The sequence below is a fragment of the Blautia sp. MSK18_10 genome (genome assembly GCF_020553185.1).
Taxonomy (GTDB): Bacteria; Bacillota; Clostridia; order Lachnospirales; family Lachnospiraceae; genus Blautia_A; species Blautia_A wexlerae.
In genome coordinates, this window is the sequence record NZ_JAJCGT010000040.1 from 18,241 (window position 1) to 36,195 (window position 17,955).

14 protein-coding genes are annotated in these 17,955 nt (G+C 42.9%); 11 read left to right on the forward strand and 3 right to left on the reverse strand.

What is annotated here, in order from left to right; all coding sequences use genetic code 11:
* From tig to LI074_RS13935, 6 genes are all read left to right on the forward strand, one after another.
* Entirely contained in the window at positions 1-1,281 is a 1,281-nt protein-coding gene (gene tig, locus LI074_RS13910; protein WP_055058665.1) for a trigger factor, read from the forward strand.
* A gap of 116 nt (positions 1,282-1,397) precedes the next feature.
* Complete coding sequence (locus tag LI074_RS13915) at positions 1,398-2,750, forward strand: polysaccharide deacetylase family protein (protein WP_173698292.1); 1,353 nt, start codon at positions 1,398-1,400, stop codon at positions 2,748-2,750.
* Positions 2,751-3,162: 412 nt separating this feature from the next.
* Positions 3,163-5,049, forward strand: a complete 1,887-nt coding sequence (glgB, locus tag LI074_RS13920; RefSeq protein ID WP_173697318.1) for a 1,4-alpha-glucan branching protein GlgB — start codon at positions 3,163-3,165, stop codon at positions 5,047-5,049.
* 213 nt (positions 5,050-5,262) lie between these two features.
* Positions 5,263-5,496, forward strand: a complete 234-nt coding sequence (locus LI074_RS13925; RefSeq protein ID WP_020993301.1) for a hypothetical protein — start codon at positions 5,263-5,265, stop codon at positions 5,494-5,496.
* A gap of 336 nt (positions 5,497-5,832) precedes the next feature.
* The gene (locus LI074_RS13930) at positions 5,833-6,981 is read left to right on the forward strand and encodes a CobW family GTP-binding protein (protein WP_022379953.1); all 1,149 of its coding nucleotides are present in this window, start codon (positions 5,833-5,835) and stop codon (positions 6,979-6,981) included.
* A gap of 155 nt (positions 6,982-7,136) precedes the next feature.
* Positions 7,137-8,087: a TIGR03943 family putative permease subunit gene (locus tag LI074_RS13935; protein ID WP_008707706.1), complete on the forward strand. Its 951-nt coding sequence runs from the start codon at positions 7,137-7,139 to the stop codon at positions 8,085-8,087.
* Here LI074_RS13935 and LI074_RS18225 read toward each other — a convergent pair.
* Positions 8,080-8,187 carry a DUF6783 domain-containing protein gene (locus LI074_RS18225; RefSeq protein ID WP_368199811.1) on the reverse strand — a complete coding sequence of 36 codons (108 nt, stop codon included), beginning with the start codon at positions 8,185-8,187 and terminating at the stop codon, positions 8,080-8,082. The two genes, LI074_RS13935 and LI074_RS18225, sit on opposite strands and share 8 nt — an antisense overlap.
* 63 nt (positions 8,188-8,250) lie before the next feature.
* Here LI074_RS18225 and pth point away from each other — a divergent pair, with 63 nt between their 5' ends.
* The 3 genes from pth to LI074_RS13950 all read left to right on the forward strand — a co-directional run bounded on the left by pth (position 8,251) and on the right by LI074_RS13950 (position 13,616).
* Positions 8,251-8,832 carry an aminoacyl-tRNA hydrolase gene (pth, locus tag LI074_RS13940; RefSeq protein ID WP_055058661.1) on the forward strand — a complete coding sequence of 194 codons (582 nt, stop codon included), beginning with the start codon at positions 8,251-8,253 and terminating at the stop codon, positions 8,830-8,832.
* Between the two features lie 99 nt (positions 8,833-8,931).
* Positions 8,932-12,252: a transcription-repair coupling factor gene (gene mfd / locus LI074_RS13945; protein ID WP_055058660.1), complete on the forward strand. Its 3,321-nt coding sequence runs from the start codon at positions 8,932-8,934 to the stop codon at positions 12,250-12,252.
* Between the two features lie 122 nt (positions 12,253-12,374).
* Positions 12,375-13,616: a peptidylprolyl isomerase gene (locus LI074_RS13950; RefSeq protein ID WP_243868835.1), complete on the forward strand. Its 1,242-nt coding sequence runs from the start codon at positions 12,375-12,377 to the stop codon at positions 13,614-13,616.
* A gap of 188 nt (positions 13,617-13,804) precedes the next feature.
* Here the strand turns inward: LI074_RS13950 and LI074_RS13955 are convergent, their stop codons facing one another.
* A complete protein-coding gene (locus LI074_RS13955) occupies positions 13,805-14,605 on the reverse strand; it encodes an HAD family hydrolase (protein WP_173698293.1) in 801 nt (266 codons plus the stop codon).
* Entirely contained in the window at positions 14,595-15,791 is a 1,197-nt protein-coding gene (locus LI074_RS13960) for a DUF4317 domain-containing protein (protein ID WP_055058658.1), read from the reverse strand. The genes LI074_RS13955 and LI074_RS13960 overlap by 11 nt, the downstream gene beginning before the upstream one ends.
* A gap of 219 nt (positions 15,792-16,010) precedes the next feature.
* Here LI074_RS13960 and LI074_RS13965 point away from each other — a divergent pair, with 219 nt between their 5' ends.
* Both LI074_RS13965 and LI074_RS13970 read left to right on the forward strand, forming a co-directional pair.
* Positions 16,011-16,529, forward strand: coding sequence for a nitroreductase family protein (locus LI074_RS13965; protein WP_022379958.1), 519 nt, complete (start codon positions 16,011-16,013; stop codon positions 16,527-16,529).
* A 247-nt stretch (positions 16,530-16,776) separates the two neighbouring features.
* Positions 16,777-17,052, forward strand: coding sequence for an acylphosphatase (locus tag LI074_RS13970; RefSeq protein WP_029677159.1), 276 nt, complete (start codon positions 16,777-16,779; stop codon positions 17,050-17,052).
* Positions 17,053-17,955 lie beyond the last annotated feature (903 nt).

The following is a 17,955-nucleotide window of genomic DNA, read 5'->3' on the forward strand; positions in this document are numbered from 1 at the left end:
ATGAAGAAAAAAATATATCTTGCCATGCTTGCAGTTTGTTTTGCACTGACAGCATCTGCGTGTGGTGATGGCGGTGCTGTTATCACAGACGGTACAAAGACAGAAGGAGCTGCTGACGGGAAGAAAGCAGAGACAGGAACTACGCGTCTTGTTTCTGTTGAGAATGTAGAGAAATATATTACGATCGGAGAATATAAAGGACTGACTCTGGACAATACGGTGGATGCGATCACTGACGATGATGTACAGGCGCAGATCGATGAGAATCTGAAAGATAAGGCAGAACCTGTATCTGATGCGGCAAAAGAAGGGGATCTGGTGACTGTAAATTATACAGGCACTAAAGACGGACAGACTTTTGACGGTGGTACTGCCAATAACTATGACTTTGTGATCGGCGACGGACAGATGTTTGAGGAGTTTGAAAATGGTGTGATCGGGATGAAAAAGGGTGACACAAAGGAGATTAAAATTGATTTCCCGTCAGACTATGCAGACGAAACTTTGGCAGGTAAGGAAGTTATATACAAGGTTACGGTGCAGAACGTGCGGCGTGAAGGAGAACTTACAGATGAATGGGTTGCAAAGAACACTGATTATACAACAGTAGATGATTATCGTGAGAGTATTCGCGGTGAACTTGAGAAAAACGCAAAGGAATCTGCGCAGGAGGTTCTTAAGAATACTGCATGGAGTACAGTGCTTGAGAACTCTGAAGTAAAAGAATACCCACAGGAAGATGTGGATAAGGCTGTTTCTGAATTTAAGAAGAGTATGGAAGTTTATGCAAAACAGGCCGACATGACTCTGGAAGAGTTTACAGACAGTCAGGGTATTTCGCAGGATGATTTTGATGAACAATGTCAGCAGTATGCAGAGGGTAAGGTTAAGCAGAACCTGATCGTGCAGGGGATTATGGATGCAGAGGGACTGTCACTTGACGACAAAGAGAGCCTTCAGCTGCAGGATAAACTGGTAGAACAGATGGGTGTTTCCAGTATTGCAGAGCTGGTTGGAACTTACGGACAGGATTATGTAGATGAATCAGTCGGACTTCTCAGAGTGGAGGAGTTCATTATAAAAAATGCGAGTGTGAGTGAGAAAGTCGCAAACGGTGATGTGCTGGCAGATGATGCAGATGCTGCGGTAGAAAATGCAGAACAGGACAGTGATCAGAATGTATCAGATAAAGATACTGATGATTCCGGACAGGACAATTCAGATGTAGATGAGAATCTGGAAGAGGAATTAGGTACGGAAGATGTTGATCAGAGTGAATAATTGGCATTGTATTTACCTGATAAATGAGTTATGATTATTGATAAAAGTGGATTACTCCGTACTGTAATGTACGTTGTTAAGGACTAATTAACAAAAAGAAGCGGGGAAAGGAAACCATGGATAAGAGGGTGTTGCGCGAAAGAATGCGCAGAAAAAAACGCCAGATGATGATCAGGCATTATACAAAGATCGGACTTTGTGTTATTGGCATGATCCTGGCGGTGGTGTTTGTGGTGAGAGGAATTATTATTCCGATCGCACATCATGTAGCCGGAGGCGGAAGCAGTGATCAGACTGTGCAGGCTCAGGCAGATACAGAGGAAGTTCAGGCAAATTCCGATGCTGCTGTGAGACAGCCATTGAAGGGTAAATCAGATACAGATAAGGTTGCCGCGATGACAGCCGGATGGCATGAGGATGCTAACGGAAAGTGGTATCAGAATACAGACGGTACATATTTTTCAAATGGATTTCAGGATATAGATGGTGTTACCTATTCTTTTGACGGAAACGGATATATACAGACAGGATGGGTAGAAAAGGGAGTGAAGGATTATTACTTTAATGAAGACGGATCTTATGATCCGAGTAAGGTACGTCCGATGTTGGCACTGACTTTTGATGATGGTCCGGGAGAGTATACAGATGAATTACTGGATTGTCTGGAACAGAATAATGCTCATGCAACATTCTTTATGCTTGGTCAGAATGTCAGTTCATATCCGGATGCACCAAAACGTATGCTTGAACTTGGATGTGAGATTGGAAGTCATTCCTGGGATCATACACAGCTGACGACAATTGATCTTGATGCAGTTGCAAAGCAGTTCTCTGATACAGATGACGCATTGATTCAGGCATGTGGCCAGGCTGCGAGTGTGGCGCGTGCGCCTTACGGGGACGGAAATTCAGATATTTATAATACTGTAAATAAGCCGTTCTTTATGTGGTCACTGGACACAGAAGACTGGAAACTTTTGGATGCAGATGCGGATTACAGTGCAGTAATGAATGGAGATCTGACAGATGGAACTATCATCCTGATGCATGATATTCATGAGCCATCTGTAAAGGCTGCTTTGAGATTGATACCGGATCTTATTGCACAGGGATATAAGCTTGTAACAGTAAGTGAGATGGCAGAAGCCAAGAATGTGACCTTACAGAATGCATGTTATGTGGATTTCTGGCCGAGTACACTCAGTAATGGAGATGTGCCGGGATATCAGGGCGGTTCCGATGCAGCAGCTTCTGCAGACGGAACAGATGGTACATCTGATGCAAGAACAGATTCTTCTGACGGAAGCACAGATTCCTCAGACGGAAGTGGGGATTATTCGGATGGAAGTTCAGACGATGGAAGTTATGATGATGGAAGTTCGGATGACGGAAGTTATGATGATGGAAGTTCAGATGATTCGGAAGATTACAGTGATGATTCTGTAGATTACGGAGATGGAACGGAATAAAAACATATGCAATCCTGCAGTGTGGACCATACAGAGTAATTACGAATATACGAAAGAGCAAAGAAGAGAGCAATGGTACTTCTTTGCTCTTTATGTTTTTTACAAAAAACACATAAAATATATAAAAAAATTGTTAAATATACACATATTTTTAATTGACGTATGGAATGTCCGTTGGTATAATAAGGCTTATAGAATGACTAAAAGTCAGTTCGTATTCCTGATTGAACTTGCTGTAAGATAGTTACTGTTCATACGCCAAAATTCCATTGCCGCAGGCAATCTGGAATGAACTTTGGCTACGTTACTGAGAATGGAGTGAACAGTAACGTAAGATATCCTGTTACAGTATTATTTTATGGAATCAGTATCTGCAAAAAAGATAGAAACCGAAGTTAAGGGAGGACTCCAGATGGGTGTGAGTATGAAATTTACGGATTTGGATCAATATTTATTTGGACAGGGAACCAATTATGAAGTATATAAGAAACTGGGTGCCCATCCGACTACATACAGACGAAAAAAGGGTGTATATTTTGCGGTCTGGGCGCCGAATGCACAGTCTGTTTCTGTAATCGGTGAATTTAATGACTGGGAGGAAGAAGCAAACCCGATGGAGAAGGTTGGTCCGATCGGTGTTTATGAGGTATTTATTCCGGGGGCAAAGATCGGACAGCTGTATAAATTCTTTATCGTGGGTGCGCATGGAGAGAAGCTTTATAAGGCAGATCCCTATGCAAATGAAGCTGAACTCCGTCCGGGTACAGCCTCCAGGATCACAGATATCACAGACTATAAATGGAAGGATGCCACATGGATCAAGAACAGAGAGAAGTTTGATGAGCAGGTAGAGCCTATGGCAATCTATGAGGTTCATCCGGGTTCATGGAAGAAACATCCGCAGTCAGAGGAAAATGAAAAAGGATTTTATAATTACAGAGAATTCGCACATGCCCTGGCAGCTTATGTGAAGGAAATGGGATATACCCATGTAGAGCTTATGGGAATCGCAGAGCATCCTTTTGACGGTTCCTGGGGATATCAGGTGACCGGATATTATGCACCGACTTCCAGATATGGAACGCCGCAGGATTTCAAGTATATGGTGGATTATTTACATCAGAATAAGATTGGAGTTATCCTTGACTGGGTACCTGCACATTTTCCGAAAGATGCCCATGGTCTTGCGAACTTTGACGGAACCGCAGTGTATGAGCACGCAGATCCGAGACAGGGAGAACATCCGGACTGGGGTACCAAGATTTATAATTACGGACGCCCGGAGGTTAAGAACTTCCTGATCGCAAATGCCCTTTACTGGGTGGAGGAGTGCCACGTAGACGGACTTCGTGTGGATGCTGTTGCTTCCATGCTTTATCTTGATTATGGTAAGAAGGATGGAGAATGGATCGCAAATAAATATGGCGGAAATCAGAATCTGGAGGCTATTGAATTCTTTAAGCATCTGAATACAGTAGTTCTTGGAAGGAATCATGGAACTGTGATGATCGCTGAGGAATCTACTGCATGGCCGATGGTTACAGGGGATGCAGAGAAGGACGGACTTGGTTTTAGTCTGAAGTGGAATATGGGATGGATGAATGACTTCCTGGAATATATGAAGCTGGATCCGTATTTCCGTAAATTTAATCATAATAAGATGACTTTCTCCATGTCATATGCATACAGTGAGAGATATGTATTAGTTCTTTCTCATGATGAGGTGGTTCATCTGAAATGCTCCATGCTTGAGAAGATGCCGGGAGAATTACCGGACAAATTCAGGAATTTAAAGGCTGCCTATTCATTTATGAACTGCCATCCGGGTAAGAAGCTTCTGTTCATGGGACAGGAATTCGGACAGCTTCGTGAATGGAGTGAGGAGAGAGAACTTGACTGGTTCCTTCTGAATGAAGAGCCACACAAGGAACTTCAGAATTATGTGCATGATCTCCTGACTATTTATAAGAAATATCCGGCACTTTATGCCGGTGATAATAATCCGGAAGGATTTGAGTGGATCAATGCGGATGACGGGGACAGAAGTATTTTCAGCTTTGTGAGAAAGTCTCCTACAAAGAGAAACAATATTCTTTACATAGTTAACTTTACACCTGTTGACCGTCCGGATTACAGGGTTGGTGTTCCGAAGAAAAAACAGTACAAGCTGATCATGGACGAGAATGGACTTCTGGAGCAGCCAAAGACATTTAAGGCAGTGAAACAGGAATGTGATAACAGAGAGTTTTCCTTCGCATATCCGTTGCCGGCTTATGGGGTTGCGATTTTTACATATTAATTTTTCGGGATGATTTCGGGATATATGTAAATATCTGAGAGGATTATTGTCAGGGGTATGTTATTTATTTGACAATATTGCAGAGTAAGCATGATAATATATGAAAAATTCGTGAAATATAAATAATTGCTTTTGAAATTTATCTGCGTTATAATTATCGCGAACACAAGGAATAGAGAGAATAATGGTTTCCATGTTGAAAGGAGAATGAACATGAAAGTATCTAACATTAAAGACATCGATAAATTTTTTGCTGTAGTTGACAGCTGCGAAGGCAGAGTAGAATTAGTAACAGGCGAAGGTGACAGACTGAACCTTAAATCTAAATTATCCCAGTATGTATCTCTGGCAAACATTTTCTCAGGCGGAGAGATTCCGGAACTTGAGATCGTTGCTTATGAGAAAGACGATATTGATAAATTAATGAGCTTTATGATCAATGGTTGATCATTAGTGTATACAGGCGGGGGCATGATGGTGGATCATGCCCCTTTCTTTGATGTGAACAGGCAGGTTGTTCTGAAGGTATTGAACAGCTGCAGGATATTTGTAAACCAGGGGGCACAGGCGTTTCCTGGTCAAAGTGCGTTGATGGCAGACTTGAATACATTGGATATCTTATGTATAATGAGTACGTTATAGGTAAATATATAAACAGACAGATAATGATGGCAGTTCCAAAAGTTATTCTGTTTGTTCATAAAAATGGCAGAATATAAAAAATGACGGCTATATGGCAGTTATTCAGAAATATAAATTTTAACGAAGAGGAGAAATAAGACAATGGCAACTAAGATTGATATTATTTCCGGTTTCCTTGGAGCCGGTAAAACTACATTGATTAAGAAACTTCTGAAAGAGGCTTATGCAGATGAGCAGGTTGTACTGATCGAGAACGAATTTGGTGAGATTGGTATTGACGGTGGTTTCCTGAAGGAAGCGGGAATCCAGATCCGTGAAATGAATTCCGGATGTATCTGCTGTTCATTAGTGGGAGATTTCGGCACTTCTCTGAAAGAGGTTGTGGACAAATATCATCCGGACAGAATCCTGATCGAGCCATCAGGTGTTGGTAAACTTTCAGATGTTATCAAGGCAGTACAGGGTGTTCAGGGAGATGTGGATATCGTTCTGAACAGCTATACAACTGTAGTTGATGCAAAGAAGTGCAAAATGTATATGAGAAACTTTGGTGAGTTCTTTGATAATCAGGTTGAATATGCAGGTGCGATTATCATGAGCCGTACAGATATCATTGATGAGAAGAAAGCACAGCAGGCAATGGAACTTCTTCGTGGAATTAATGCGAAAGCTGCTATCATCACCACTCCGATTGAGAAACTGGACGGAAAGAAAATCCTTGAGGTTATGGAGAAACCGGTATCTCTTGAGGAAGAACTGATGTCTGAGGAAGAGGTATGCCCGGAGTGCGGACATGTACATGAACATGGAGAGCATCATCATCACGATCACGACCATGATCATGAATGTGGCTGTGGACATGATCACGAAGAACATGAACATCATCACCATGACCACGACCATGAATGCGGCTGTGGACATGATCATGAGGAACATGAGCATCATCACCACGATCACGACCATGAATGCGGCTGCGGACATGATCATCATGATCATCACCATCATCACGCAGATGAGGTATTTACAAGCTGGGGACGTGAGACGATTAAGAAATACACAAGAGAAGGTCTTGAGAAGATGCTTGAGGCTCTTTCAGCTTCTGAAGATTACGGTATTATTCTTCGTGCAAAGGGAATGCTTCCTGCAGAAGACGGAACATGGATTTATTTTGACATGGTTCCGGAGGAAACAGAGATCCGTGAAGGTGCACCGGAATACACAGGTCGTCTCTGCGTGATCGGCTCCAAACTGAAAGAAGATAAGCTTGCAGAATTATTCGGGCTTGCATAATGATTATGAGGAAACAGCGATTTATGGCAATCCTCTAAAATACTGCATCTGGATTCAGCTCATCAGAGTGTGAAATCCTCGTCATAGATGCGCGACTGAATGATTTCGGCAGATAATAACAGAATCAGAATAAAGATAAAGGAATAAATTATATGATGGATGATATCAGAGTTCCCATTTATTTGGTTACGGGATTCCTGGAAAGCGGAAAGACTACTTTCCTGGATTTTACACTGCAGCAGGAGTATTTTGCCATTGACGGCAAAACTCTGTTGATTCTTTGCGAAGAAGGCGAAGAAGAATATGATATGGATAAACTGAAACTTACAAACACAGTTGTGGAAGTGATCGAGGATGAAGAAGATCTGACACCACAGCGTCTGGCTGCCATGGATATCATCCATCAGCCGGAGCGTGTTGTGATCGAGTACAACGGAATGTGGCTTGTAAGTAAGTTTGAGCAGATGGAGCTTCCGGAAGGCTGGGGAATTGAGCAGGAGATTACCTGTGTGGATGCAACTACTTATCAGGTTTATATGGCAAACATGAAATCTCTGTTCATGGATATGATCAGAAATACAGATATGGTTGTATTTAACCGCTGTAAAGAGGGAGATCCGCTTCCTGCATACAGACGTGGGATCAAGGTTGCAAATCAGAGTGCAGAGGTTATCTTTGAAAATGAAGAGGGCGAGATGGATGACATTTTCCAGGATGAGATGCCGTTTGATATCAATGCACCGATCATTGAGATTCCACCGGAAGATTATGGTATCTGGTTTGTGGATGCCATGGATAATCCGGATAAATATGTAGACAAAATTGTCCGCTTTAAAGGACGTGTCATGAAACCACGTGGAATGGGAAGTAAATTCTTTGTTCCGGGACGTGTGGCAATGACCTGCTGCGCAGATGATACCACTTTCCTTGGATACGTGTGCAGAAGCGATTATGCACCGCATATCAAAGAGGGCAGTTGGGTAGAAGTAACAGCGAAGGTCGCATTTGAGAACCGTACAGAATATCAGGGTGAGGGCATTGTTCTTTATGCAAGTGATGTGAAAGAATGCGAGCCGCTTAAGGAAGAGATGGTATATTTTAATTAATTATCTTAGCGTGTGTTTGAAAAATGCTTTCCGCAAGATGTGCGTTACAATTTGCAGGATTGGTTTTTTGAACACACTTTAGAGTATGTAAAAAATAAATTTGACATCAGGACAGGTATGGTAATTCCGGAAAATGGTGTTAAATTAAGCAGGAGACACATATATGTATTTAGTAGTTGGCCTGGGAAATCCCGGGAAACAGTATGAAGCAACACGCCATAATATGGGATTTGATACCGTTGACCGTCTGGTAGAGGATTACAATGTCCCTCAGGGTGGTGTGAAATTTAATGCCATGTACGGTAAAACCATGATCGGCGGAGAGAAAGTGATTCTTATGAAGCCGCTTTCTTTTATGAACCTGAGTGGCGGTCCTGTTCGTGAGATGGCGAATTATTTTAAAATTGATCCGGAATCAGAGCTTATTGTTATTTATGATGATATTGATCTGGAACCCGGGCAGCTTCGCATCCGCAAGCAGGGAAGTGCCGGCGGACATAACGGGATCAAAGACATTATCCGCCAGCTTGGCACAGAGAAATTTCTCCGTATCAAAGTAGGAGTTGGTGCAAAGCCGAAGGGATGGGATCTGGCAGATCATGTACTTGGCAGATTTTCCACAGAAGACAGGAAACTTGTGGATGAAGCAATAACAAAGGCGGCAAAGGCTGTGGATATCATAATCTCACAGGGTACAGATGCAGCCATGAACGAATATAACAGAAAAGTACCTGTACAGAAATAAGCAGACAGGAAACAGATGATTGTTCAGCAAAAGGTATAGAAAGCGGTAACTGGAAACAGAAGCCGCTTTTATTACGTCGAAGGATCATGAGGGGTGAAGATGAAAGCATTTTTAACACCTCTGCAGGGGCTTGCAGAGTTTGAACAGATTAAAGAAAAAAGCAAAACGAATAAGGGAATCCTGCAGGTTTCGGGGTGTATGGAATCGCAGAAATCTCATCTGATGTACGGACTTTCCGGGATTGCGCCTTATCGTCTGATCCTGGCGGAGGACGAACGCCGCGCCAGAGAAATTTATGAAGATTACAGATTTTATGACAGAAAAGTGTATTCTTATCCTGCGAAAGATCTTCTGTTCTTTCAGGCAGATATCCATGGAAATCTGCTGATACGTCAGAGGATGAAGGTCATTAAGGCGTTACTGGAAGAGAAAGAACTGACAGTTGTTACAAGTATTGACGGATGTATGGATTTTCTGGAATCTCTGGAAAAGATAAAAGAACAGCTGATTCATTACGAAAGTGACAGCACCGTAGACACAGAACAGCTGAAGAACCAGCTGGTGGCTTTAGGTTACGAGCGGGTAGGACAGGTGGAAATGCCGGGGCAGTTCTCTGTGCGTGGCGGTATTGTGGATATTTACTGTCTCACTGAGGAAAATCCATGGAGAATCGAGCTTTGGGGAGATGAGATTGATTCTATCCGGAGTTTTGATCCGGAGAGTCAGCGTTCTCTGGAAAATCTGGAAGAACTTACGATCTATCCGGCGGTGGAGCATATAGGGGACAAGGATATGGTTTCCTTCCTGGATTATTTTCCGGAGGAAAGAACCATAATCTTTCTGGATGAACCAAACCGACTGACTGAGAAAGGCGGGGCTGTAGAAGAAGAGTACAGACAGAGCCGTATGCACAGAGAGGAAAAAGGCAGCCGGAATCTGCCGGAAAACTGGCTTTGTTCTTTTGAACAGCTTCAAAAAGAACTGAATAAACGCAACTGTATTTCTGTATGTGCGCTGGAACCGAAACAGGCAGGCTGGAAAGTGCGGGAGAAATTTTACCTGGAGGTAAAATCAATCAGCGCTTATAACAACAGTTTTGAACTTCTGGTAAAAGATCTTCATCAGTATAAGAAACAGGGATACAGGATCGCGTTGCTTTCCGGTTCCCGCACAAGGGCCGAGAGGCTGGCAAAGGATCTTCAGGAAGAGGGACTGGCAGCCTTTTATGGACAAGATTATGACAGGGAGATCTGTCCGGGCGAGATCATGGTGGTTTATGGCCATGCAAAGAAGGGCTTTGAATACCCGTTGATCAAGTTTGCGGTAATGACAGAATCTGACATTTTTGGACAGGAACAGAAGAAGAAAAAGAAGAAAAAAAATTACAGTGGAAGCCGTATTCAGGATTTTGCGGAGCTTTCTATCGGCGATTTTGTTGTCCATGAAAAGCATGGTCTTGGTATTTACCGAGGAATTGAAAAAGTTGAAGTAGACAGGATCGTTAAAGATTATATTAAAATTGAATACAGAGGCGGAAGCAATCTCTATATTCCTGCTACTCAGCTTGACTGTCTGCAGAAATATTCAGGGGCAGATGCTTCAAAGGCTCCGAAGCTGAACAAACTTGGTACTCAGGAGTGGAATAAAACAAAGAGCAAGGTTCGTGGGGCAGTTAAAAATATTGCAAAAGAACTGGTAGAGCTTTATGCAGTGCGTCAGGAAAAGGAAGGATATGTCTGTGGTCCTGATACTGTATGGCAGAGAGAATTTGAAGAAATGTTTCCATATGAAGAGACAGAGGATCAGCTCAGTGCTATTGAGGATGCCAAACGTGATATGGAGAGTACCAGGATTATGGACCGGCTTATCTGCGGGGATGTGGGATACGGCAAAACAGAAGTGGCGCTGCGTGCCGCATTTAAGGAAGTACAGGAGAGCAGACAGGTAGCTTATCTTGCACCTACAACGATCCTTGCGCAGCAGATTTATAATACCTTTGTGCAGAGGATGAAGGAATTTCCGGTACGTGTGGAACTGTTGTGCAGATTCCGGACCCCGGCACAACAGAAGAAGGCAATCGAAGATCTGAAAAAAGGTCAGGTGGATGTGATCATTGGAACGCACAGAATCCTTTCCAAAGACGTACAGTTCAAAAATCTTGGCCTGTTGATCGTTGATGAGGAACAGCGGTTTGGAGTTACGCATAAGGAAAAAATCAAGCAGTTAAAGAAGGATGTGGATGTCCTTACACTGACTGCAACGCCCATTCCTCGTACTCTTCATATGAGCCTGATCGGAATCCGGGATATGAGTGTCCTGGAGGAGCCTCCTATGGACAGAATGCCGATCCAGACATATGTTATGGAATATGATGAAGAGACGGTCCGAGAGGCTATCAACAGGGAATTGCGCAGAGGCGGACAGGTTTATTATGTTTATAATCGAGTGACGGATATTGCAGATGTTGCCCTGCGTATTGCGAAGCTGGTGCCGGACGCAAGGGTGGATTTTGCTCATGGCCAGATGAGTGAGAGGGAACTGGAGAATGTGATGTATTCCTTTGTAAACGGGGATATTGATGTGCTGGTTTCCACCACGATCATTGAGACAGGGCTGGATATTTCCAATGTAAATACTATGATTATCCATGATTCAGACAGATACGGGCTTTCTCAGCTTTATCAGCTTCGGGGAAGGATCGGGCGTTCCAATAGAACTGCCTATGCGTTTCTGATGTACAGAAAGAATGTGATGCTGAAGGAGACGGCTGAGAAGCGTCTGGCTGCGATCCGCGAGTATACGGATCTGGGAAGCGGATTTAAGATTGCAATGAGAGATCTGGAACTTCGAGGTGCCGGAAATCTGCTGGGTGCGCAGCAACATGGACATATGAATGCGGTTGGATATGATCTTTATTGTAAGATGCTCAATGAAGCAGTGAAAGAGGCGAAGGGTATCCATACAATGGAGGATTTCGAGACATCAGTTGATCTGAATGTTGATGCGTATATTCCTGATTCCTACATCAGTAATGAATTTCAGAAGCTGGATATTTATAAAAGAATTGCGGGGATTGAGACACAACAGGATTATGATGATATGCTGGAAGAACTTCTGGACCGTTTCGGAGAACCCGGAAAGGCAGTGCTGAATCTTCTGGCGATTGCGAAGTTAAAGGCGATTGCTCATCAGGGGTACGTAACGGAAATAAAGCAGACTGGAAAAACAGTCCGGTTTACCCTTTATGAGAAAGCAAGGCTGAATACAGAAGGCTTTCCGGCTCTTATGCAGAAATACAGAAGAGGTCTGCAGTTTAAGAATGAGCAGGAACCGAAATTTATCCTGGAACCACAGGGGAATCTGATCCTGGCATTGACGGAATTTGCAGAGGAACTTAAGAGCATGGCGGAAAATATGTGAAATATACTACATATTTTTCGATTTGCCTTGCCCTTCGCAGGAAAAAAGTTTATACTCTAATAACAGTACATTCTGGGAAAGTGGTATGGAAGAAAGACCAGATTGATAATATGGAGGAAGAAATGAAAAAAATGGTAAAGAGAACAGCCGTTGTGACACTGGCAGGTGTGATGTCAGTTGGTATGCTTTCCGGCTGTGGAAGTAAAACATTAGATGGAACAAAGACAGTGGCTACTGTTGACGGAACAGATATTCCGCTTGGAGTTGTAAGTCTTTATGCCCGCGAACAGCAGCAGCAGACAACAACCATGTATTTAAATTATATGGGAAGTGCAGATAATATCTGGGATCAGACAGCAGGTGATGATTCAGATGAGACTTATGGTGATCAGGCAGTGACAAGCAGTCTGGAGTCTGTTGAGAAGATGTATATTCTCAAAGAGAAGGCTGCGGATTATAACGTAGAGCTTACAGATGATGATGAGGCAGCGATCGCAGATGCAGCATCACAGTTTATGGCTGCAAACAGTGAAGAGACAATTAAGGAACTTGCGGTAACGGAAGATCAGGTAAAAACACTTCTGGAGCTTCAGACAATTCAGAAGAAGATGTATGATCCGGTTGTAGCAGAAGGAAAGATCACAGTTTCTGATGATGAAGCGAATCAGACAACCTTCACTTATGTAAGTATCTCTACAAGCGGTGATGATATAACTGATGAGGAGAAAAAGACTAAGAAAGAACAGGCTCAGGAGATTCTGGATAAGATGAAAGAGGATCCTACAGCAGATATGAGTGAGATTGCCAAGGGTGTAGATGACAGTTATTCTGCAGTACAGGGTAACTTTACAACCAAAGAGAGCAAAGATGAGGATAAAGATTCCGGCAGCGAGGCATATCCGGATGAGGTTCTGAAGGTTCTGCGAGGACTGAAGGACGGAGAAGTTGCAGACAATATTATTGAGACTGACACAGGATACTATGTAGTAAGACTTGACAAGATCAATGATGAAGATGCCACAGCTTCCAAGCGAGAATCTCTTCAGAATTCCAAAGAAAGTACCTATTTTACAGATACAACTGCTAAATGGCTGGATGAGGCAGATGTAAAGGCGGTTAAGAAAGTCATTAAGACACTTAAGATTACTGACAAACATACCTTCATGGCACCGACTCCTACCCCGGTTCCGGAAACACCGACACCTGAAGTGACAGAAGAGGCAACTCCAACACCGGAAACAGAGGAAGTTACAGAAACACCTGCAGCAGAAGATACAGATGTGACTGAGACACCTGCGGCAGAGGAAGAAGCAGCAGAAACTACTGAAACACCGGAAGCAACACCGACAGAAGCAGCTAAATAAGAAAATCCGAACTGTCAGTAGCCTGCTGATAGGAATTGAGTATTGTAAATTAAAACAGCTATGATGAAAACCTGAGTGTTTTCACATAGCTGTTTTTAAGTTTAAATAAATCCGAAATCATTCTCCTAAATATGCAAAAATAACACATATAAATAGAGATATGATAATACGTTATTTTGTATGTTCTGCTAAATGAGATGGAAATGCTTCAAAGCATTGGCAATTCCGTTGTCCTCTATATCGGTTGTCTGGTAAGTGCAGTGAGGCAGGATCAGGGGATCCGAGTCGCCCATTGCGATGCTGTTTCCGGCGAACTGCAGCATAAGAAGATCGTTCGTGCTGTCGCCGAATGCATAGGTGTCTTTGACCGGAACCCCAAGGCGGTCTGCCAGAAACCGGATTCCGGTTGCTTTGCTGAGATTTTTCTGAGTCAGTTCCCAGGCCTTGTCTTCATGTATGAAACACAGAAAATGTTCATCTACAAATTTGCGGAAAGTTTCCATATCAGAATCAGCAGACGGAAAAGCCAGAAACTTGTCAAATGTAAAATGGTTGTATGTTTCGGGCGGGTAGAGAGCCAGATCTTCTACTATAACTTCTGCTTTCAGCTTCTGAACAGTTTCAGGAACAGCACATGAACTGCTGTCATATAAAATTTTATCCGGGCGTTCAAAAAACGCAGGAATTCTGCATTCCCGCAGTAATTCTGTTGTTTTACGGCAAAGCGGATTTGGAATAGAACTGGAAAACAAAAGCTCTTCATTCATATAAATCTGGCTGCCGCATCCGCATACATAGCCGTCGAATCCCATTTCTTTAATGATTTCCGGAATCATTGTATAGGTACGTCCGGAATTGATGAAAAGGAGATGACCATTATAGCGGGCTTCTTTTAAAGCCTGTTTCGCACTGTCCGGAACTGTCCATGGGTAAGGGGTTAACAGGGTTTTGTCAATGTCAAAAAATAAGAGTTTACGATTATTCTCCATCAGATGTCTCCTCTGTCTCAGTATCTGTATTGTCATAAAATTCGTCATCAGAAGGATTTTCATTTCCTGTATGTACGCGGATTCCGTTCAGTTCAATTTCGCCTTCCATTGGGATCACAAGGCACTTGCGTCCGTCAATTACGCGTGTTTCCACAAGATCAGCACGTTCAGGATCTACGTGGACTACAACATCCGGGGTTTTGATCTCGAATCTTTTTGTATTGGTGATGTTGGAAGCAACCAGAGAGGATTTTTCCCCGGCTGTGATCTCGTATTGTTCATCAAATGACTGTAGTTTTTCATCTTCTACGCCGCATTCTTCAAAGAGGCGTTTTACCTCAGATTTGGTCAGAACTACAGGTTCCGGCTCATCCTTCTGTGATTCGATCAGGTCGTTTAATTTCTCGTGAATGCTTAATACAGTGTCATATCTGCAGTCGTCGCCCAGAGTATCTTCAACCAGTGCGTTAAAGGAATCACGCTGTCCTCCTGCAGAAAGAGGTGCTGTACATCCAAGCAGTTCATCGATAAAAATATCCCGAAGCTCGTTTGCATTTTTACTATAATAAAGGACACCATGGATATCAGTGCTGCGGTCGTTAAACTGCGGGAAAAGGAAAGCAACATCCGGAAGTTCCACGATCCAGTCGCGGATACGGTCCTGGATGCTGTTGGTTTCGGCATTGTAGCAAAGACCTGCCTTAGAGAGTTTTACAGGACAGATACAGCACATGATGTGCTCATAAATCTCATCAGATGCATCAAACATTTCTGCACCGTCGGAAGACTTTCCGGGGATATCATATACTCCATGGATCAGGATGATGTAGTAGTTTTCGGGATAATCATAGTTTTCAATGATCTTATCGTAGAAACTTTCTACCAGTGCATCATCGGTCAGTTTGCTTTCTCTCAGTTTCATAAGAAAATGTTGAGTTCCGCCCTCCGTTTCCTGCTCGAGAGGAAATTCCATGTTCATCAGATTTTTTCCTATTGTTCCGGAAAGGGATTTGCGGAAAATTTCAAAGTATTTGAACATTTCTTCTTCTGATAAAGAGAGAAATGCTTCTTTCAGTTCGGTTTTTTTATTCTTTTCTCCGTCAACGTAACATCCGCAGATGCGGGTGAGAGAACAGTTCTCGGGAGTGAACTGTTTCTTGATTTCAGAAATTTCTTTTTTGTTCATATAGTTTTATACCTCATGTTAGTCTGTTCTTTATTATAGACCAGTTGTGATGCAGGGGCAAGGAAATTTGCCTGAAAATTATGGGAAATACAGGTGAGTTTTGGTAGATGTAGTGCTATAATATAGGAAGATATTGTTGCCTGACTGTGTTGCTGAGAACGTGGTGGACAGTAATGTTGCTTTGACAGTGATGAAAATAAATACAGGAGGATATGAGACATGAATGAAACAATAAAAAATCTTTTGGAGCGAAGAAGTGTACGTGGTTATAAAGAAGATCTGGTGCCGGAAGAAGTGTTGAATGAAATTCTTGAAGCAGGGGAATACGCACCAAGCGGAATGGGACAACAGGGTACACTTATGGTAGTAACACAGAATCCGGAACTTGTTGCGAAGCTTTCTAAAATGAATGCGGATGTGATGGGGACTGAGAGTGATCCGTTCTATGGGGCACCGACAGTTGTTGTGGTCTTTGCAGACAGTAATATGCCTACATGTGTGGAAAATGGAAGTCTGGTTATGGGAAATCTGATGAATGCTGCTCATGCCCTTGGGGTTGATTCCTGCTGGATTCATCGTGCAAGAGAGGTGTTTGCTTCTGAAGAAGGAAAGGCATTGAAGGCAGAGTGGGGTGTGCCGGAGTCTTATGTTGGAATTGGTCATTGTGTGCTTGGTTATCGCTCCGGGGAATATCCGAAAGCGAAAGCGAGAAAAGACGGATTTGTGATCAGGGTGTGATTGTAGTGTGGCGGCAGAGTGATTCCTGAAACAGGCTGGCAGGAAAGACATGAGAATGTTCGGGAAATCAAGTTGCCGGCACAGTAGCTGTGAGAGAGGGTTGCTGTTGAGTATATTTGATTTTAAGAGAAAGAAGTACAGAACGTTTCTGCAGGATTCTGAGACAGGTGAGGAGATTGCTGAGGAGTATGAGAAAGGCCGGGGAGTCTGGAAAAAGCATGATGTTCAGGATGGGAAAGGTTCGGAGATGAGAGAGAATCTGATAAGGAAGCATTATTGGTTTTCGGGGAGAGTGCAGGGAGTTGGATTTCGCTATCGGGCCTGTTATATTGCCAGTTCTTTGGGGGTTACCGGTTGGGTGAGAAATAACTGGGATGACCGCGTTGAGATGGAGGCGCAGGGGAGCAGGGAGCTGCTTGCGCAGATGGTGGAGATGTTGGGGCGGCAGAGGTTTATTGAGATTGAGGGGATTGAGGAAAGGGTGATTCCGGTGGAGGTTGAGAGTGGGTTTTATTCCAGATGAAAGGGACGCAAGCTCAAATCATTCTCTTCGGCTTGACTTCGGGTCTTAAGAAAAACTAAGCTCGGGAAGATCAGGTAAGAGGGACGCAAGCTCAAATCATTCTCTTCGGCTCGGTTTCGGGACTTAAGAAAAGCTAAGCCCCGGAAAATCTGCTAAAAGCATTCACAGATAACTCAAACTCGCCGCGAAGCGGCTCAGACAGTGAGTGATCTGCGAATAACGCAGATTTCCCGGGGCTAAGTTTTTCTAAAGGCCCTGCAAATGTCGCCGAAGAGAATGATTTGAGCTTGCTGGCTGTTGGCTGTGACAGAGATGGCTGAAAGAGAAGCGGGATGGTGGTTTGTTAGTTTGGCGGAATAGAAAAGTTTCCTATATATAGTATGAATGGGACGGAAAAGCTGGGGGGGTTGTGTATATATGGTATGTGGGTGCTACAATATAGGAAGGATAGATGGGGAGGATGGTTGGAATTCCGGTGTCAGATAGACTGGATGTCTGTTGGGAATTTAGTGGAGATTAGGGTGAAAATATAAAAAGTTTGTCAAATTATAAAATTAACTGTTGACAGGGACTGCTTTCGGTGTTATATTAGTTAAGCTGTCGGAAATAATTGTTTCTTGAAAAGAGACAATTTAAGATGATTTCTGAAAGAAAAAAAGAAATTAAAAAAGTACTTGACAACTTAAAATGAATATGTTAAAGTAATCAAGTCGCTTGAACAGAGCCGACAATCACAGATCGGAAGAACAGTTCCGAAATCCGGAAGAGTTCGAAAAACTTTGAAAAAAAATTGAAAAAAGTGCTTGACAAAGAAAAAGAGATGTGATAAAGTAAAAAAAGCTGTCGCAAGACAGACAACCTTGATAACTAAACAGTGAAACACATACGATTCTCGAAAATTCT